This is a genomic window from Flagellimonas amphidinii (assembly GCF_013090115.1).
GTDB lineage: Bacteria > Bacteroidota > Bacteroidia > Flavobacteriales > Flavobacteriaceae > Flagellimonas > Flagellimonas amphidinii.
The window spans coordinates 1-19121 of record NZ_JABFNN010000030.1 but is presented as its reverse complement, the minus strand read 5'-3'; the positions used below and the strand labels follow the sequence as shown (position 1 = coordinate 19121).

Annotated in this window: 17 protein-coding genes; 1 reads left to right on the top strand and 16 read right to left on the bottom strand. The window is 35.0% G+C overall.

Annotated features, from left to right (window positions below; translation table 11 throughout):
• Nucleotides 1-4: 4 nt before the first annotated feature.
• On the bottom strand, nt 5-934 hold the full coding sequence (locus tag HJC33_RS06655; RefSeq protein ID WP_246245503.1) for a DUF6427 family protein: 930 nt from the start codon (nt 932-934) through the stop codon (nt 5-7).
• A gap of 39 nt (nt 935-973) precedes the next feature.
• Here HJC33_RS06655 and HJC33_RS06650 point away from each other — a divergent pair, with 39 nt between their 5' ends.
• Nucleotides 974-1195, top strand: a complete 222-nt coding sequence (locus HJC33_RS06650; protein WP_171658030.1) for a DUF6341 family protein — start codon at nt 974-976, stop codon at nt 1193-1195.
• Here HJC33_RS06650 and purD read toward each other — a convergent pair.
• The 15 genes from purD to HJC33_RS06575 form a co-directional block, all read right to left on the bottom strand.
• A complete protein-coding gene (gene purD, locus HJC33_RS06645) occupies nt 1190-2461 on the bottom strand; it encodes a phosphoribosylamine--glycine ligase (RefSeq protein WP_171658029.1) in 1272 nt (423 codons plus the stop codon). The two genes, HJC33_RS06650 and purD, sit on opposite strands and share 6 nt — an antisense overlap.
• An 86-nt stretch (nt 2462-2547) precedes the next feature.
• Nucleotides 2548-3534 carry a UDP-glucuronic acid decarboxylase family protein gene (locus HJC33_RS06640; protein ID WP_171658028.1) on the bottom strand — a complete coding sequence of 329 codons (987 nt, stop codon included), beginning with the start codon at nt 3532-3534 and terminating at the stop codon, nt 2548-2550.
• Nucleotides 3535-3537: 3 nt separating this feature from the next.
• Entirely contained in the window at nt 3538-4941 is a 1404-nt protein-coding gene (locus HJC33_RS06635) for a UDP-glucose 6-dehydrogenase (protein WP_171658027.1), read from the bottom strand.
• Nucleotides 4942-5017: 76 nt separating this feature from the next.
• Nucleotides 5018-6370 carry an undecaprenyl-phosphate glucose phosphotransferase gene (locus HJC33_RS06630; RefSeq protein WP_171658026.1) on the bottom strand — a complete coding sequence of 451 codons (1353 nt, stop codon included), beginning with the start codon at nt 6368-6370 and terminating at the stop codon, nt 5018-5020.
• Between the two features lie 9 nt (nt 6371-6379).
• The gene (locus tag HJC33_RS06625) at nt 6380-7486 is read right to left on the bottom strand and encodes a DUF1972 domain-containing protein (RefSeq protein ID WP_171658025.1); all 1107 of its coding nucleotides are present in this window, start codon (nt 7484-7486) and stop codon (nt 6380-6382) included.
• On the bottom strand, nt 7461-8735 hold the full coding sequence (locus HJC33_RS06620) for an O-antigen ligase family protein (RefSeq protein WP_171658024.1): 1275 nt from the start codon (nt 8733-8735) through the stop codon (nt 7461-7463). Before HJC33_RS06620 ends, HJC33_RS06625 begins: the two co-directional genes overlap by 26 nt.
• Before the next feature lie 12 nt (nt 8736-8747).
• Complete coding sequence (locus HJC33_RS06615; protein ID WP_171658023.1) at nt 8748-9932, bottom strand: glycosyltransferase family protein; 1185 nt, start codon at nt 9930-9932, stop codon at nt 8748-8750.
• 299 nt (nt 9933-10231) lie between these two features.
• Entirely contained in the window at nt 10232-10651 is a 420-nt protein-coding gene (locus HJC33_RS06610) for a hypothetical protein (protein ID WP_171658022.1), read from the bottom strand.
• A gap of 106 nt (nt 10652-10757) precedes the next feature.
• Entirely contained in the window at nt 10758-11225 is a 468-nt protein-coding gene (locus HJC33_RS06605) for a hypothetical protein (RefSeq protein ID WP_171658021.1), read from the bottom strand.
• Nucleotides 11226-12169: 944 nt separating this feature from the next.
• On the bottom strand, nt 12170-13324 hold the full coding sequence (locus HJC33_RS06600; RefSeq protein WP_171658020.1) for a polysaccharide pyruvyl transferase family protein: 1155 nt from the start codon (nt 13322-13324) through the stop codon (nt 12170-12172).
• Nucleotides 13325-14362, bottom strand: coding sequence for a nitroreductase family protein (locus tag HJC33_RS06595; protein ID WP_171658019.1), 1038 nt, complete (start codon nt 14360-14362; stop codon nt 13325-13327). It lies immediately after the preceding gene.
• Nucleotides 14355-15812, bottom strand: coding sequence for a lipopolysaccharide biosynthesis protein (locus HJC33_RS06590; RefSeq protein ID WP_171658018.1), 1458 nt, complete (start codon nt 15810-15812; stop codon nt 14355-14357). Before HJC33_RS06590 ends, HJC33_RS06595 begins: the two co-directional genes overlap by 8 nt.
• Nucleotides 15813-15878: 66 nt before the next feature.
• Nucleotides 15879-17330, bottom strand: a complete 1452-nt coding sequence (locus HJC33_RS06585) for an SGNH/GDSL hydrolase family protein (RefSeq protein WP_171658017.1) — start codon at nt 17328-17330, stop codon at nt 15879-15881.
• Between the two features lie 3 nt (nt 17331-17333).
• The gene (locus tag HJC33_RS06580; protein WP_313777730.1) at nt 17334-18533 is read right to left on the bottom strand and encodes an MBOAT family O-acyltransferase; all 1200 of its coding nucleotides are present in this window, start codon (nt 18531-18533) and stop codon (nt 17334-17336) included.
• A 418-nt stretch (nt 18534-18951) separates the two neighbouring features.
• Nucleotides 18952-19121: dTDP-4-dehydrorhamnose 3,5-epimerase family protein (locus tag HJC33_RS06575; protein ID WP_171658015.1), on the bottom strand; the 170-nt coding region annotated here is incomplete at its 5' end.

The window sequence follows — 19121 nt, the reverse complement described above, 5'->3', positions numbered from 1 at the left end:
TCCCTTAAGGTTTATGTTCCAGAACAAAAAGCAAAATGGGAATAGCTATCCCCAAAGCAAGTACCAACTCCCGAAATTTTGGCTTTCGAATTCCTTCAACATAATTGGCCAAGAAAATCGCAGCAGGGAAAAAAGTAAGCAGGATGAGCGAAGAATTTTTCCATTTGAAAATACATATGCCAAACCCTAAAATGAATATGAAGAAAATTATTCGAAGCAAGACCAGTTTGCCTCCCCCTATTTTCCTTGTTCTTAAAAAAACGAAGAACATTATAACAAAGAACAACAGGGTATACATCAAAAATTTAGTGCTTGACAATTGTAAAGACCAGTCGCTAAAAATATCTGTGGTAAATTGATAGTGTTCTTCGAAAAAAGCAAGATATCCGGTCAGTTTTAGTAGGGTAAAAGATAGGATGAAAACTGTGATCAGAGCCACGAAAGGAACCAACCAGTTTTTGAACGTTTTCCTGTCATAGACATTTATGATCACAAAGACTGGTATTAAAAAAAGTAGGGCCCAATCATAAAATAGACTTGCCGCCCCAATTAAAAAAGAAGCATCAAAAACTTTATGCTTTACATTACGAAGTGACCTAACCGAAACTATCCTCCATATGGCCAAAAGCAAAAAGAAGTTGCAAAAAATGGCATTGCCATCCATCATCGTATTCGGAAATGCGATGAGCAACAACACAAAAAACAGCATGGCATACGAATTGAAATCCGTCACCTTTTCTGTCCGAACGATCTCATTAATGATAAAAATAGATAGCAACAAAGCCCCAAAACTTAAAAATTCCAAAAAGAGTTTTGTTCCTTGGACGTTGCCTTCCACCCGAAAAAGTAGGTCAATACTATAAAAGAGAAGTAAAAACCCAGATAAGACAATATAATTTATGGGCTTTGTTTTTCCGAAAAAGCTTGATAACATCCTATCTTTTGCTACTTTTGTAAAGTAAATATAGCTAAGATGAGCAAGTTTTTTTATGGCATTGAGGACTTATTTGTAAACTACTTGTTTGCCCCTTATGATTTTTTCCGTTTTATGCACAGCTGGTGGGGTGCCAATACCATTAATTGGATTTTTATGGTTATTGGTTTTATTGCCATGGTCTACTGGATGAAGCAGTTGAAAATCTTTAATGATAATGGTGAAGAGGACAAGAGCATCAGCTCTCATTCTTACCTATAGATCAAACCCTAAATCTTTTCGGTAGTACATTCCATCAAAATGGAGTTTTTCCATATTTTGATAGGATTGTTGTAAGGCTTCCTTATAGTCTTTTCCAAAGGAAGTTACTGCAATTACGCGACCTCCATTGGTGACAACTTTACCTTCCAATAGTTTAGTGCCCGCATGAAACACCAAGGAATCGGTAATATTTTCAACACCTGAAATCTCTTTTCCTTTTTCATAAGCTTCTGGATAACCTCCGGATACTGCCATTACGGTTGTAGCTGCCCTTTCATCAATTTGTAAGTCTATTTGGTCCAACCTGCCTTCTGCCATGGCAAGAAGCACCTCAACCAAATCACTCTTTATCCTTGGCATTACTACTTCGGTTTCTGGATCGCCCATTCTCACATTGTACTCAATAACCTTAGGTTCGCCATCAACTTTGATCAACCCGATAAAAATGAATCCAACATAGGGGAGATTATCCTTTTTAAGGCCTTCTACCGTCGGTTTTACGATTTTGGCCTCAATGGTGTTCATAAAATCAACATCGGCAAAAGGAACAGGGGAAATTGCGCCCATACCACCTGTGTTCAATCCGGTATCGCCCTCTCCTATTCTTTTATAATCTTTTGCTGTGGGAAGGATTTTATAATTCGTTCCATCTGTCAATACAAAACAGCTCAATTCAATGCCATCCAAAAACTCTTCAATGACCACCGTGGCACTTGCTTGTCCGAATTTGGAGTCCAACAACATGGATTTTAGCTCGGTTTTGGCTTCGCCCAAATCTTGAAGTATCAAAACTCCCTTACCGGCAGCCAAACCGTCCGCTTTTAAAACATAAGGTGGTTTTAGGCTTTCTAGAAAGGCATATCCCTCCTCCAAATTGTCCGAAGTGAAACTTTGATAGGCTGCAGTAGGGATATTGTGCCGCATCATAAATTCTTTGGCAAACTCCTTACTGCCCTCCAATGCCGCGGCTGCTTTTTGTGGACCTATTACAGGAATGTTTTTTAGCTCGTCATCTTCCAGAAAAAAATCATGAATACCTTTTACCAAAGGGTCTTCTGGGCCAACCACGACTAAATTGATGCTTTCTTCAACAACAAGTTTTTTAATTGAGCCGAAATCATTGACACCAACCTCAACATTGGTGGCAATCTTTGCTGTTCCAGCATTGCCAGGAGCAACAAATAGTTTTGAAGTTGATGGGCTTTCAGAAATTTTTAAGGAGATAGCATGCTCTCTTCCACCAGAACCTATGACCAGAATATTCATGGAATAAAAAATTTTGGCTAAAATAACCCAATTCAAATGGAATTAAACAGGAAAAGCATCATTTTGAGGAATTCATACTAAGAAATCTATTTGCCATTCAAGTGGGAAAAATCACGATGCTCCGTATGTTGAAGTTCTTCTTTGCTCAGGGTTTTAAAATATTCAAACGTTTTACGCATTCCTTCTTCTCGTCCCACTTTGGGTTCCCATCCTAAAATTTCTTTAGCCTTGGAGATATCTGGTTGCCGCTTCATTGGGTCGTCTTTGGGTAAATCTTTGTAAATTATTTTTTGATCGGTTCCCGTTAATTTGATAATTTCTTCAGCAAAGTCTTTTATCGTTATTTCGTTAGGGTTTCCAATATTCATTGGTAATGTATAATCACTCATAAGCAAGCGATAAATTCCCTCAATCTCATCATCTACATAACAAAAAGAACGGGTTTGGGAACCATCACCAAAAACAGTCAAATCTTCCCCTCGTAATGCTTGTCCTATAAATGCAGGAATGACCCTTCCATCATTTAACCGCATCCTTGGGCCGTACGTGTTGAATATTCTAACAATTCTGGTGTCTAAGCCATGAAATCTATGATAAGCCATGGTTATGGATTCTTGGAATCGTTTTGCCTCATCATAAACTCCTCTAGGGCCAATGGTGTTTACATTGCCATAATATTCTTCGCTTTGAGGGTGAACCAATGGATCGCCATAAATTTCAGATGTACTGGCAATCATGAATCGAGCTTTTTTTTCTTTCGCCAGTCCAAGAAGGTTATGTGTTCCCAAAGCTCCTACCTTAAGGGTCTGAATAGGGATTTTAAGATAATCTATTGGACTGGCAGGAGAAGCAAAATGCAAGATATAATCTAATTTGCCTGGTACATGAACAAATTTGGTGACATCATGGTGATAAAACTCGAATTGCTCCAGTTTCATCAAGTGTTCAATATTTTTTAAATCGCCCGTTATTAGATTGTCCATAGCTATTACATGGTGGCCCTCTGCGATAAATTTATCACACAAGTGAGAACCAAGAAAGCCGGCCGCGCCAGTAATAAGGGCTTTTTTCACTATTTAATCTGTGTCTCCTACTCCAATTTTATAATACGTAAATCCGATTTCCTCTAATTGTTTTCCATCTAAAATTCCTCTTCCATCAAAAACAAAAGCAGGTTTGAGCATATTGTCGTAAATACTTTGCCAGTCATAGTCCTTAAACTCGTCCCATTCAGTCAACACAGCCACTGCATGGGCATCTTTACAAGCTTCATAGGCACTTGGCTCAACCTTTAAATATTCACGGTTTTCTTTGTCAGAACGAGTCTCTAAATATGCCAAATCAGAATATATAGTTTCTTCTTTCACTTTCGGGTCATAAACAGATATGTTCGCCTGTTCACTCAATAAATTATCGGCTACGTAAATTGCCGCTGATTCTCTGGTATCGTTGGTATCTTTTTTAAATGCCCAACCAAGAAAAGCTATTTTTTTACCATTAACCGTATTGTAAAGTGTACTTATAATGTTATCGGAAAAACGATTTTTTTGATGGTCGTTCATAAGAATGACTTGTTCCCAATAATCAGCAACTTCATTTAAACCATAGGTTTTAGCTATATAAACGAGATTTAGTATGTCTTTCTGAAAACAAGACCCTCCAAAACCTACAGAGGCTTTTAAAAATTTAGGGCCAATCCTACTGTCCATGCCGATGGCTTTGGCAACCTCATTTACATCGGCACCCGTCTTTTCACAAAGTTCAGACAACGCATTTATGGAAGACACCCGTTGTGCCAAAAATGCATTCGCGGTTAGCTTAGATAACTCTGAAGACCATACATTGGTTGTCAAAATTCTTTCCTTTGGAATCCAATTGGCATAAACTTCTACCAAAGCATTAATGGCGTCTTCCCCTTCTGGTGAAACCTCTCCTCCAATTAACACACGGTCAGCATTTACTAAATCAGAAATAGCTGTCCCCTCAGCCAAAAACTCAGGATTGGATAATACCTGAAACTTTACATTATTGCCAGTGTTATCCAAAATGTTTCTAATGGCCGATGCCGTGCGAACTGGAAGTGTAGATTTTTCCACCACAATTTTATCGTTCTTGGCCACCTTCGCAATTTGACGTGCACAAAGTTCTACATACTTCAAATCAGCTGCCATGCCTTTTCCTTTTCCATAAGTTTTGGTGGGAGTATTTACAGAAATGAAAATCATATCAGCTTCATCAATGGCCTTATCCACCTCGGTTGAAAAAAAGAGGTTTCTCCCACGTGCTTCTTCAACAACTTCAGGAAGTCCTGGTTCATATACCGGAAGCTTACTCAAATCGTTATCATTCCAAGCGGCTATCCTTTTGGCGTTTATATCAACAACTGTTACATTGATATCTGGACTCTTCTGGGCTATAACCGCCATAGTGGGGCCACCTACATATCCTGCGCCGATACAACAAATATTCTTTACTTTCATTAATTATCTTTATTTAATAAAATTACTATTCTGTCCTAAGCTAAACGATATGAAAGATATTTTATTTTCAAAAAAATCAATATGCCTTTGCCTCTCCTCTGAAAGCGTTCAAAATCGTTTGGACAATAATTTTTAAATCTAAAAACATGGACCAGTTTTCAATATAGAAAATATCAAACTTTGTCCTATTTAAAATATCAGCTTCTTGCTCAATTTCTCCTCGATAGCCTCGGACTTGCGCTAATCCTGTAATTCCAGGTTTAACAAAATGACGCACCATATACTTATCCACACTGGAAGCATATTGATTAGTGTGCTTGACCATATGGGGCCTTGGCCCTACTACGGACATAGTGCCAAAGAGGACATTATAAAATTGTGGGAGTTCATCTATACTTGTTCTACGAATGAACTTTCCAACCTTTGTAATGCGCATATCGTTCTTAGTGGCCTGGATAGTATCAGCATTTTTATTGGGGGCCATAGAGCGAAATTTATAGCAATAGAATTCTCTATTATCTATTCCATTTCTAGTTTGTCTAAAAAAGACTGGACCTTTTGATTCTAATGTTATTAAAATAGCCAGTAAAGGTGTTAGCCAAGAAAGTAAGCCAACAACAACAACAAATGAAAAGATAATGTCAAAACTTCGCTTTAAGAAGGCATTTATAGGATCATGAAGCGGAATATCCCTCAAGGAGAGAACGGGTATGTAATCGTAATATTCGAATTTTAGCTTTTTTGCGAATATATTTTTGTTGTCGGGGATGAACTTTAATGTGATAAGATTATTGTCGGCAAAATTTATTACCCGGGTTATTTCTTCATTTTTAAGTTCGGATACTGAGCAATATATTTCATCCACATTGTTTTTTGTAATAAAATCAAAGGCACTGTTTAGCCTAAAATTTTCATCTTTAAGTGAAAATTGTTTTAAAAAATTATATCCAAATTCTCTACGCTCATTAAAAACAACTATTAATTGTTCCGTTTTTTTGTTTTTCCCCATGACGACTACATTACGTAAGTTTCCTTTTATCCTTTCACGATATTCCATTAAAAGGATATAATTCAAAATCTTTATAATAAATATCGTTAAACCAACATATGCATAATATTTCGCCAAAGCCAACCTACTCATTTCGGGTTGTTTGAAAAATCCAATAAATGCATATAGAATTAAGAAAAAGAAAATGAATTGGGTAAATGATTTTCTAAATACGGTAATTACTTTAGAATATCGATGAACTTGATAAAACTCATTCTTTACTGAAAGTACTATCCAACAAACAGAGATATATAAGTGAAAAAGTAATGGTTCATACAAATTGATTGGAAATAAATAAGCAAAACTGTTTATAATCCCCAAATCAATAATATAGGACATCGGGGTAATAAGGTTAGAATAACGATGTTGTTTAAAAAACATATTGAAGCCTTAAACTTTACTCCTATCCAATTCGTCAAAACATTTAATCAGATAGTTTTCGTATTTGTCATTGATTATTCTCCAAGAATACAAAGATTCAATTTTTGTTTTATTAGCTTTTATAAAGTCAAGATATTCTTTCTTATTGTGCCGAAGTAATTCAGCAACATCTTTACTAGTTTTAAAATAAAAGGCATCATTACCCAGAATACTCTTATTGAAGATATTGTCATTCGCAATAATAAAAGAACTTGATGCCATTGCTTCTAAAAGGGATGGATTCGTACCCCCAACAGAATGACCATGAAAGTAACTGTTGGAATAATACCTTAAATTGTTCAAATGGCTTTGGTTATAAATTCCACCTAGGAACTTTATTTTTTCAATTGACTTAAATTTGGTTTTTAGATATTCTCCATATTTGGTGTTATGTTTACCTATAACTATAAATGACTTGTTAATTTCGCATATTGCAACACCCCTTAAAATTGTCTCAATATTGTTTTCTGGCTCCAAACGGGCAATTAACATATTATATTCATAAGGTTTTAATTTATACTCTTCAAGAATTGACTCATTTGGTTTGCTGAATAAATTGGCCCCATATGCTATAAACTCAGAATCCTTTCCATATTTTTCTTTGATATAATTTTCAATTCCAACAGAATCGGAAATTAAATTGTCACTAGTATTTATCGCGAGTTTTTCTGCAATCTTTAAAAACTTGCGAACAGGTTTAGAATATTTAGATCTTTTCCACTCTAAACCATCCATATTTGTAACTATGACACTAGACTTGGGCAATAATTTCCCCCAAACCGAGCTACTAGTATAACCTAATTGAAGTATTATGTCAAAATTCTGTCGTCTTGAATGTCTAATGCAATTTAAATCATAAATAAACTGCCCAAAAGTTCCAATCTTGTTTTCAGGATCTTTTTGATGTAAAATTTTCACTCCATTAAACTCCTTTTTTTGATAAGGATGACTGTGAGAATTATAAACATAAACTTCATGGCCTTTTTCGACCATGTGTACAGAAAAATACTCTGCAAATTGCTCAAAACCCCCATGGAAATTCGGTATTCCCCTAGTTCCTAGTATAGCTATTTTCAAGGTTATTTCTATTTATGAGAAAAAGTAAATTAAAAAAGTAAAACAAAACTATGCCTTTATTTCTTATAAGAGAAACCTCAAACAAGAATGTAAAACAAAAAGCAATCAGTATTGCCATATAAAGATAATCTCTATTTTTTAGACCTTGTTTAAATGATAAAAACAGATAGTACAAAAAAAGTAACAGGACCAAAACTCCGTAATTAAACAATATGTGTAGGTACTGATTGTGAACGTTAAATCCTTGATACCAATTAGGTCCCAGATTATAGGAATACAGATAATAGTCTAAATAATTTTGAGAATCCCCAACTCCATACCCAAACAAATACGTTTGATCCTTGTACATATGGTATAATGCTATCTTTAAAAATAAGATTCGAAGCTCCAAGTCCTGAATATTCTTTTTCTCAGCATAGCTAAATTTTTTTTTGAGCGTAAAATCATTAGTTGGCCTAAAGCTTAATATTTCCTTTCTTATTTGGGTGCCCTCTAAAAAGCGTACTTTGATATATTTCAAGTGATATGTGCAGAAAGAGAGTATGACCACTGATAAAAAAGCAATCAACTTATTCTTTTTTCCTTTTATCCTTAGCACTATTCCAACAAAAACCAAAACGACAAAAATGCCTAGTACTGCTTTTGAAGCACAAAGAACCATACCTGTTATTAGAACAATCAGTTGTAACAACAAAATATTGCTCGCTTTTTTCCTGATATCAAAACCATGAATACCGCTTAATAGAAACAAAACAGCGATCAAAATCAAAAGTGCGTAGTAAACTGGGTGCTGGTCGAAGATCGAAGCGTATTGATGAAAAACTAGATCTTTTAATTCCAAACCTTTAGCCAGACCATAAATAACCTTTATGTTCAATGCCGTCGTGGTAAAAGTCATAACAATCGTAAAATATTTCAACACTTTGATTAGGGAAACACCTTGAAACACCACTAAGCTTACAGTAAGTAACAAGGGTAATAAATGCCTGTCCAATCTAGAGAATCCAACAGCCGTGTCTTTACTAAAAAGACCACTTAACAAGGCAACCAAAAAAAAGACAAAAGGATAGGCCAAAAGATAAAGGGAATGACCTGAAAGATCCTTTTTCCTTAGAAAGAAAAGAGACAACCCAAAGCCAACAATTAGTATAATATTGCCATATTTTATCTCAAGAGGCAATGTTATTGCTATTGCAATAACCACTAAATTAGAGATGTTGTCCCTATATTTTTGAATTTTTTTGACCAATACTCTTTGTTGTTATCCTTTTTCAATCAATGTCAAGAAATCATTTACCTTTCTTTTCCAAGAATATTTATCCAACACTATTTTAGGTCTGAGGTTTTTGGTATCCCTTAATTCCGCTATAAATTCGTTTGCGTTATTTATGATGTAAACATATTCAGATAAATACTCTATTCCATTTGAAGGGGTGCCTATGATTTTCTTTTGTGTAGCTAGGTACTCATACACTTTAATCGTATTTGCTCCTGATTTTTTACTTTTTTCAACAACATAAGGTACAATACAAACATCAAAGTTTTTAACATACTTTGGATATTGATCATAATGCTTATCTCCCAAATAATGATAGTTGGGGAGTTTTTTAATTTTACTGAATACTTCTTTGTCTAATATCTGCCCAACAAAAACGAAGGAAACAAAAGGTGATCCCTCCATAGTTTCGTTAAGGAGGTCAACATCGATTAACTGAGAAATTTTGCCTCCAAAACCCACAATAGGCCTCTTTATGGCTTTTAAGTCATCCGGAATTTTGGAATTGTCCTTATCGTCAACAAACCTCTTTAAATCTACACCATTACTAACCAAAACAATTTTTTTTGGAGCAAAATCATTGGAAAAGTCCCCCATGTTATCTGTAGAGTTCGTAATCCATAAATCCGATGTAACACTTAAGTCTTTATAACTTTCTTTAATCCTATCTTTTACTTTATGATAAACATGGAACTTGTTGAAATTGTCCCATGCGTCGAACACTTTTAGTTTCACAGATACTTTTCTTACCAAACCCGCAGCAAATATGTTTTGATTGAGAAGGCAAACATCTGTTATTTGCAAAAAATCAAAAACTTTTTCAATAAATTGTTGGTAACCTTGAGAGGCGTATTTATTAAAAAACCAAGAATATCCTTTACTAAGCTGCCCAAGGATATCTCTCGAAAAGTAGTCGATAAGGTAGAGATTCGTTTCAATTTCATAAAGAGAAAAGGGACCCTTCTTTAAAATCCTCTTTCCTTTTATAAGTCCCAATTTTCTTTTTGCCAATACCTCAGCTAGGGTTGTGGGTCTGTTTATGATTACTTTTATCCGGTCTTTTTGCTTGGTAAACTCTTCAATAAAATGAGCATCCCTAGTTCTAAATCCTTCTAGTTGTATTTTCCGCCAATCATGAAAAGGTATAATAGCTATTGGTATATCGGTCATATTTCGTTCAATTGCATCCATATTTCCTTCAGAATTCGATCCGCATCCACTTTTTAAATAATACAGGTGATTCCATTAAGAGCGCTTTCTTAGGTATTAACCATACGTTAAAATAGGACAAGTAGTAAAGTAGATATTTTTTATTTTCATCATGAAAAGTCATTGGGTTTTAATATGGGTTTTCATATCCCTGCTTTTCAAATCTTAACATTAAACAATTGACTCCATTTTCACATCTTATTAAACTTGTTTTTCACAAAAACACGTTTTGTCATTAATATAGCCATACGCAATCCACGCTATAATTCAATTTCCAGTTTTTTGTTTAAAATAGCTTTAGCAAGCATGTAGGGATCTAAACGACCATCTATTTCAACAGCTTCATATTGACCGTTTCCTTTAGGTTTTAAAAATTTGTTAGTGGTAAAAAACCACTTTAGTTCTTTACCTGTAATCCTAAACTCTCCATGTACGCTCTTAAAAACAATTTTTTTAATACAAACAACCCCTTGTTCTTTATTGTTTCCTATATCAATCCTAAAAGTATTTGGGAGTGCTTCTATTGGCAACACAAAGCTAAGTGTTTGAACGGCAACACTTCCTACGACGTCTTTACTTATTTTTTTTTCTTCTGAAAATGTTATCTGGTTATCTTTTGAATCTAAATAAAAAATTTCAATCCTATCGTTTTTCTTCGCTACAATTGAAAGTTTTATCAAAAATGAATCCGATTGTACTTCAGTAGCAAGATTGCTCCTTTTTCCCTGGCATGCCCCAATAAAAAAAATCAAAAATAAAAAGTGTATTGTCCTCGTCATCATTAAATCAATCAACCCTTCGATTCGCAATAACGAAAAAAGAAAGCATCATTCCAATATCATAAAAAACATTGGTCATAAAAAGATAGAAAATCATAATAAACGTTATTAAGATTTTGGATTCCCTATCCAAACCGAGGTAACTAATTGAAGCAAATAACAGCAACATAATTATTGCTACGCCAACTATCCCCAGGTCATTGTAGGTCCATATCAATTGGGAGAAATTCTTGGACTTTTTAAACAACCCCGTCAATAAATTAAAATAGTCATATGGCCCTTCTCCGACTATTTTCAGAGGTTCTTGCATATATGAGACAACTATTTGCGGTCTTTTTGCATATCCTCTCTCTGTGGCCTTTACAGATTCGATTACCGTATACTTGTTCTTTAAAAAAAACAGTTCAGTTTGAATTTTTGGTACGGATAGTGCCAAATTCAACATGATATATCCAACAAAAAAAATAGCGAACATTCCGGAATAGCGAATTTTCTTGTTCGCCCATATAACGCCATAATAGGTAAGAACAAAGAAAAACAAGAGTTTCGTTAAATTAGATTCTAACAACAAAATAGTTACACAGATGTATCCTATAAGTACCCATGGCATTCTTTTTTCTCCCTTTCTATATTGAAATATTGTTGCTAGCAGGTATATCAATAAAAAAAATCCAAGGGAGTGGTCTGCTTTTATAAAAAAACTGCCAAACATGAAATCATAGTCCCCTATAAATTGATTCGAAAAGTTGAATTTTATCAAAAAATCATAAGCGTACCTTTGAATTAAAATGATGGGCAATTGAATTAAAATAAGGATTTTAAAAAATGAGGAACTTAGCTTTTTTACCTTTATCCCCAGGCTATTGAGCCCGTCCACTGCAAGAAAAACACCTAATGGTACCAAGGGAAATACGAAGTACAGCATCGTTTTTGTTAGTTCCGTATCATTAACAGCGGCACTTGTAATTACCAAACTGAGATAAAAAAAACTAAACACCGTAATTTTCGACTTTGCCAGCTTACCGTTCTTAAGAAGAATTGTTAATGAAGCAATAAAGTAAATCAGTCCTAAAACGAGCAATGAGTACAACGTGCTTGGAATTCCAAAAAAATATTGAAAAAATCCCCCAACCAAATAAACGGACAATAGTAGCCCAATAAACAAATATGAGAGAAGACCTTTCATTTAATTCCTTGACACCAAATTTATTAGAATTCGTTTTTCATTTAAATAAGACATATTATTATTGGCCAGCAACCGTTCCTTAATTTCATTTTTGCCCCAAATTATAATTTCTAAAACAATATATAGGAGCGTCTGGATATCACGCTTAGTTTCTTCCGTTCCTTCTTAAAAAAGGCAAAAGGCCTAATAAAATCCGAATAATTATCCGGTTATTTACGCACAGCAGCCGAATGTCAGTGAATTGACTCTAAATTAGTATTCAAGGCCAGCTCCCACATCTTTTCTGTTTTCGTCAATAAAGGAGTTTTAACAGCTTTGAGATTTTCGGCTATCGATTTATGATTTTGCTCAATAATTTCAATTTTTTTCCTATTCTCATCCCAAACAACAGCTTCTGACAAAATTCTGTTTTCCTGCCCAAAATCCTTAAAAAGCATTTCATACTTATGGCTCCAACTAGTGGCCAAGCATGGAATTCCTTGACTTAAGGCACTAACTACACCGTGAAAGCGAGATGAAATCACAGTATGGGAATTTCCTATCACGCCTTTTACCTCTTGTGCATTGAGACCACTAACAATAGGGATTTGTTTTTCGCTTGCCTCATTAACCTCTTTGCAAAGGTGTTTATCTCGAAATCCTTCATGGTTGAGCATAAAAATGGTTTGCTCCTTTTTTTCGTAAAAGTTGATGATGTTCAGTAACAGCCCAATATATTGTTCATGGTTGTTTTTTTGAGGAGAAACCATTTTGTGGTTGGGAATAAGGCAAACAGCCCCTTTAAGATAGTCAAAGGACGCGGGTATTATTCCCTTTACTGGAAGGGTGAAATCACACGAAATTTTAATTTTTGTTGCATTGGCGCCGGCACTGACAAGGCATTCATAAGATTGTTCATCCCTTGCAAAAATCAAATTCGTATACTGGCTTAGAATAGTAACAATCTGCTTTCCGTATGTGGTTTCAAATGGCCCAAATGCTTGGGGTAATAGTATTATTCTTACGTTATTCCCCTTTAATTTTTTGTAATAGGATTCTTTTTCCTTCACCTGTTTCATAGTGAGCTTCCATTGGTCTGAAAACTGAAATCCCCCGGCATCAAGCAATAGGTCAATATCCTTACGCACATGATATCGGGTTACTCGTGTTATAGGAAAAGGTCGTCCCAATCGCCTAAAGATTTTTATTGGCCACTTGCTCAGCCATCGCATGTTAGGCAATTTTAAATTCAAATTAAAACTTGGGAGTAAGTTTGGGTTAAATTCCCCTGTGTGATTTAGCCAAACTTCGCTGTTTGGGAACTTTTTTTCCAATTGTTCGAGTACTGCAACCAACATTAGTTCAGCGCCTTTATTTTTAGTGTCGATACCGTCTATCTGTATTTTCATTTAGTTGTACTGTCTAAAATTTTCTATTGCTCTTTTTTCAGAATATGCCACTTTACCTTGTGGATCCGGATAGCCGACGGCCATACACATGATGGGGCGTTGAAATTTTTTTAACTTAAGCACTTTCTCCATTCTTTTTTCTAAGCTTTCAATATCGGGCCAATTGATGGGACATGAACTAAGACCTAAAGTTTCTAGGGCCAACATGAATGCCATATTTGCTAAAGAAGCATCTATGTAAACCACATGTCTATCCCGCTCATTAAAATAAGCGTCTAAATTGCCCACTACCACTACCATCATCGGGATGTTGTGCTGATAACCTTTTATGCCCATGGGCAAGTTAGTTACCTCGGCCAATAATTCAGTTTCATCAATAATTCTATACTCAAAGGGTTGACGGTTACAGGCACTTGGGGATTGACGGGCCGCCATTAGCGCTTTATCGATTAAATTATGGGGCACGGGTTTATCCAAAAACCACCTAACGGATCGCCGATAGTGGGTTAAAGCCAAAAAATCCTCGAAAGAAATATTTGGTTTCTTCTTTTCGTTCCTTTCATAGGGAATAAGGCTTTCTTGGCCTGAAGCACTCTCCAAAAAGGTGTTGGAGGGGCGCGAAAATAGCTTGCGTTGTTCTTCAATTACAGGATGGTTAGAGGTTACCTCAAAATACTCTTTTAATACCTCATAGGACCATTGAATTTGAGGTTCATTAGATAGCTGATCTAGTTTACTTAAAACTAGAAAGTGAGACACGGTTTCCCCAATAAAATCCAAGGCAAAAACATCACGCCTAGGCTTCATTAGCAATCCTTTTTCTATCCTATGTGTATTTCTTACAAGCGTGTAAAAATGAGCTTTTTCCTCTTTTATTTCCTTGATATATTGTGCCCTGCCCGAAAGAACGGCATGATGTTCACGTCTAAACTTTCCAGAAATAAAAAAGTAATAAAATGAGCTCAAAATTGTGTTCTTGGACCAAATCCATAATAAGGATTGATCTACTAGTTTTAACAACTGCTTAAGTTTAGACATTCTTATTTTTAATTACTGTTAGAAAGCGCTGCATCGTTTTTTTCTCCAAATAATAAATAACCCCTAAATAGCATATCACATACATTGCCATTGGTAAAAGCAACGGGATTATCCCTTCACTTGAATTCACATTGGCCTTAAAAAGATAAACCAACGCTATGGACACCACCAGTGCTAAAACAGGTTTCAACACTGTGCGAAATACTTGTGAGACTTTTAAATTAATTTCCCTTTTCAAAATTACTAAAGCCGTTAACACCAATACGGACTTATTAATTAAAATTGCATAGGCAGCACCTATTAAACCCGCAACTTTAATTCCGACAACAAGTCCAGGAATTAACACCAACAACGTAAGTACCATAATAATTTTCATCTCTAGCTCTGGTTTCCCAATGCCCCGTAACAAGGAGGTGAATGAATTGATCATTAAATGAATCATCATGGCCACAGATAGTATTTGGATGGGAATAACCGCATTTTCCCATTTATCGCCGAATATAAAAAATATTATTTCATGTGAAAACAACAGCAAGAACCCCATAACGGGATAAATCAAAATAGCATTGATTTTTATGATGTTTAAAAAGTAGTTTTTTAGTTTCTCAATGTTGTCTTGATTTTTACCAAATACTGGGAACATTACATTATTGATCACCTTACTTAGACTTTGCCTTAGGGTTTCCGTTAAATTGAATGCCAATGAATAAGCACCAAGTGGAGATGATCCGAGCAATTTCCCAATCAATAAATTGTCAATATTATAAGTGACTGTACTAAATATACGAGTGCCTGTGGCATAGGCCCCAAAACCAAAAATCGCTTTAAAGTGTTGCCTGTTCCAATTAAGTTTGGGCTTCCAACCCACCTTGTAGTAATAGAATAACATGGCCAGCAACGGACTTAACACCTGATTGACTACCAAGGACCACACCCCAGCACCCAAAAAGGCAGAAACAATTGCCACAACACCTGCTAGAACCGCAGAGGTGTTCAATATTGTGGCAAGTGACTTAAAATCCATTTTCCTCACCAAAATAACATGATGGATAAATGACAAAGGGGTAACTATCACAGAGATAGAAAGTGCCGGAATTAGATAAGTTAAAAACGGCTCCTGATAAAACCATGCTGCTATTGGGCCAATTAAAAAACTCATTATGAGGAATAAAAAGCCCCCCCATATTATCCCCGATATAAAAGCCGTAGGGTACATGCTTTGGGCTATACTATCTTCTTTTTTCTGAATAAGGGCCGCTCCCATACCTAGTTCTGATGCAGCATTGGCAATAGCAATAAAAATGGAACACATGGCCACTAAGCCAAATTGCTCAGGCAATAAGATTTTGGCCAAAACAAGTTGAACCAAAAACCGAAAGCCAGAATCTACGAAAAGCTGGACACTGGACCACTTTAACCCCGCGACTATTTTCTTACGTTCGGAGTTCATTTGGCCATTTTTAACAAACGAGAAGGTTCTATCTCAAGACTTTTGTTTGTGGATATATGAATTGAATCACTGTACATCTATGATCTTATGTGTATTTTTAATTGCCACTTCACCTGATTCACTTTGTAGAGCCATATATACTGTATATTTTCCTTTTTCCAATTGTTCACTGTTTATTTTCACAGTAAATCCAGAGTAATGATATAATTTGTTTTTCTTATTATAATATTTAGTTACGTCTTTTCTTTCTTTAAATGAAATCTGGCTAGGACTGCTGAAATATGTAAATGTGCTATTCCTACTTAATACTAATAGCTTTTCTTCTTTAAAGCTAGACTGCTTATCTTTAAAAGCCATCCAACCTTCTAGAACAAAAACCTTGTCTTTTTGATTAACTATTTTACTGGCTGTAAATTTTTCTTTGTTTAACTTTTCCAAATTTCCCAATAATTCACCCTTGGATATCACGCTGTCCCTTAAAGGATTATTGTAAAAGTATTTTTCAAAAGAATCCTGTTTTTTGACATTTAGGGGTCGGTTAAATGTCCGGCTTATGACATTATCTATGATATAATTGCTTGCCACTATTTCTCCTTTATAATTTAGATGTTGATTGTACCCAACCGGGTCATTGGAAAAATATGTTCTATCCCAATCTGGAAATACGGTGTTCAGATCGACATACTCCACAAAACCAACATTGTCTTTTGCTATTTTTTTCAAGGGTTCATCAAGCGAATTGTAATCAATCTTGTTTCTATATTTTTTGTAGAAAGGGACGGTCAATAGGACAATTCTTTTGGTCCCTTTTTCTTTTGCCAAAGAAATAATTCCTTTCAATGCTTTTTCTTCATCTGGCAAAATATTGTATTTGCTAAGGTCAAACTTAGATTGTTTTTCATATATTTTTGAAGCGGAAACGCTTAAAACAGTTGTTCCTCGCTGCTTGCCTTTTTTGCTGTTTTCATATAACCTACCTCGTATTTTAGCAATATCTGTCCACCTCGAATGCTTTTTGATCGCTGGAACCAAATTTTCTAGCAGACTCCCCTTAAAAAAAGCCCTAGCCTCCTTTACTTTTACATCTCCCAACCTTTTACCCTCAAAGGTCAAATAACGTTTCATGTAATCATTGATAGTTGGATCCTGATTTACGAATGCATCCATTGTTAATCTTTCATAAAACAAATAATTCTCAATGATCAGGATTTCTGGGGTTTGATATTTATATGCTTCCAATGCCACATAATAAGTTTGGTAGATATTTTGCCCCCTAGTTGCGAGGGAAGCTATTTTACCTTTTATTTTCGCATCAAAAATGTCTAGATCCAATCCTGCGTTTGCATGAGAATTTCCTAAAACCAAGATATCTACCGTATTCCTTTCATGGCTATAAAACTCATCCCAAACCGACCCTTTTGACTCAGTAAAAAGAAAGGACAACCCCTTTAAAACACCTAACATAACGACGGCAAATACCCCTACTTTTATTAATAGAACAAACAAACTATTTCTCATAGCTTAAAATTGGAAATAAATAAACTCCGATGGGACTTCGCTGCCATAAACGCCAAATATTGTGATAAAAACAGCAATACTAAGATAAACGGCCCACCTAAAAACAATGGGTTGTTTGTTTAAAATAGATAATATGCTTTGTTTTCGATGAAATCTTTCTAGTAAGGTTAAACTTAAAATAGAGAGGGCCAACAGGGAAAATTCGTGTTCCTTGAATCCAATTAAGTATAAATTATCCCCAAACAGCTCATTGAAATTGTTTGTGAAAAAGCCCGCGATAATTGTTGTAGAATCTGCAAATGAGTTTGCCCTAAAAAATACCCAAGCAAAGCAAACAATAGTAAAGGTTATACCCATAAAAAATAGTTTGTTTGCAAAGGTTCGCTTGTCGATTTTGAGTAGACTGAACACTTTCTCCTTTCTTTTAGAAATAGCTTTCTCGGCAACTATAATTACCCCATGGATAACACCCCAAATAACAAAAGTCATAGCTGCTCCATGCCATAAACCACTTACTAAAAAAACGATAAAAAGGTTGTAATACGTCCTATATTTTCCTTTCCTACTTCCCCCTAAAGGAATATAAACATAGTCCCTGAACCATGTAGAGAGGGAGATATGCCACCTTCTCCAAAATTCCGTTATCGACTTAGATAAATATGGACTGTCAAAATTTTTCATCAAATCAAATCCCATGGTTCTTGCAGCCCCAATAGCTATATCTGAATATCCTGAAAAATCGCAATAAATTTGAAACGCAAAACATACTGTGGCAATAATTGTTTCAATCCCTTCGTAGCTCCCCGGATTATTATAAACCTCATTAACATATAATGCAGCCCTGTCCGCAATTACCATCTTTTTAAATAACCCAAAAACCATTAATAACAGTCCAGACTTTACTTGTTCATAGTTAAACTTATAGGTTTTATAAAACTGTGGCAACAAATGGGATGCCCTTTCAATAGGCCCTGCTACCAATTGTGGAAAGAAAGCAACAAAGGCAAAAAAAGATAGCCAATCTTTAGTTGGCTTCAATTGTTGTCTATAGATGTCAATGGTATAGCTGAGGGTTTGAAAGGTATAAAAACTAATACCAACTGGTAGAATAATTTTTAAGGTGGTAATTTCTAACTCCTTTCCAAATAATCTAAACGAATCAACAAAAGTGTCTATCAAGAAATTGGTATATTTAAAATACACCAAAAAGCCAAGGTTTACTATCAGGCTAATTAATAAAAGCCTTTTTCTTATCTTAACATCCTTTTCGTTGTATAGTCTTTGACCTACAAAGAAATCTACAATAGAACTTATTGCAATTAAAAACAAAAATCTCCAATCCCACCATCCGTAAAAAACATAACTAGACACAAGAACAAGGATGTTTCTCCATCTTCTATTCCCAGAAACCAGCCAATATAACACGAAAACAATAGAAAAAAATATTGCGAAATCTAAAGAGTTAAAAAGCATTGTTCACAGGGTATTATAAATTACTTCTTTTAAACAAATTTCTAATTTAGTTTACTTTTATCTTTAAATCTTTGATTTTGTAATATCTTCAATATAGGCGGGAAAATAGACTTGATCCAATACACCCGGAACATTTTTTTTGCTTAAATCAAAGAACTACATTAGTCAAAACCGGGAGTTCCATATCCTTTTTGGATACTTTTATTTTGTCAACTTGTAATTGCCAATCTATATTCAAGCCTGAATCTTTATAATTTATTCCTCCCTCTGATTCTTTGTTATAATAATTGTCACACTTATAAAAAAAATGGGCTGATT

What these genes read in the sequence shown, in the direction of transcription:
- HJC33_RS06655 (WP_246245503.1), bottom strand. Translation starts at nt 934, where the DNA reads ATGTTATCAAGCTTTTTCGGAAAAACAAAGCCCATAAATTATATTGTC.
- HJC33_RS06650 (WP_171658030.1), top strand. Translation starts at nt 974, where the DNA reads ATGAGCAAGTTTTTTTATGGCATTGAGGACTTATTTGTAAACTACTTG.
- purD (WP_171658029.1), bottom strand. Translation starts at nt 2,461, where the DNA reads ATGAATATTCTGGTCATAGGTTCTGGTGGAAGAGAGCATGCTATCTCC.
- HJC33_RS06635 (WP_171658027.1), bottom strand. Translation starts at nt 4,941, where the DNA reads ATGAAAGTAAAGAATATTTGTTGTATCGGCGCAGGATATGTAGGTGGC.
- HJC33_RS06630 (WP_171658026.1), bottom strand. Translation starts at nt 6,370, where the DNA reads ATGTTTTTTAAACAACATCGTTATTCTAACCTTATTACCCCGATGTCC.
- HJC33_RS06615 (WP_171658023.1), bottom strand. Translation starts at nt 9,932, where the DNA reads ATGACCGATATACCAATAGCTATTATACCTTTTCATGATTGGCGGAAA.
- HJC33_RS06605 (WP_171658021.1), bottom strand. Translation starts at nt 11,225, where the DNA reads ATGTTCGCTATTTTTTTTGTTGGATATATCATGTTGAATTTGGCACTA.
- HJC33_RS06600 (WP_171658020.1), bottom strand. Translation starts at nt 13,324, where the DNA reads ATGAAAATACAGATAGACGGTATCGACACTAAAAATAAAGGCGCTGAA.
- HJC33_RS06595 (WP_171658019.1), bottom strand. Translation starts at nt 14,362, where the DNA reads ATGTCTAAACTTAAGCAGTTGTTAAAACTAGTAGATCAATCCTTATTA.
- HJC33_RS06590 (WP_171658018.1), bottom strand. Translation starts at nt 15,812, where the DNA reads ATGAACTCCGAACGTAAGAAAATAGTCGCGGGGTTAAAGTGGTCCAGT.
- HJC33_RS06585 (WP_171658017.1), bottom strand. Translation starts at nt 17,330, where the DNA reads ATGAGAAATAGTTTGTTTGTTCTATTAATAAAAGTAGGGGTATTTGCC.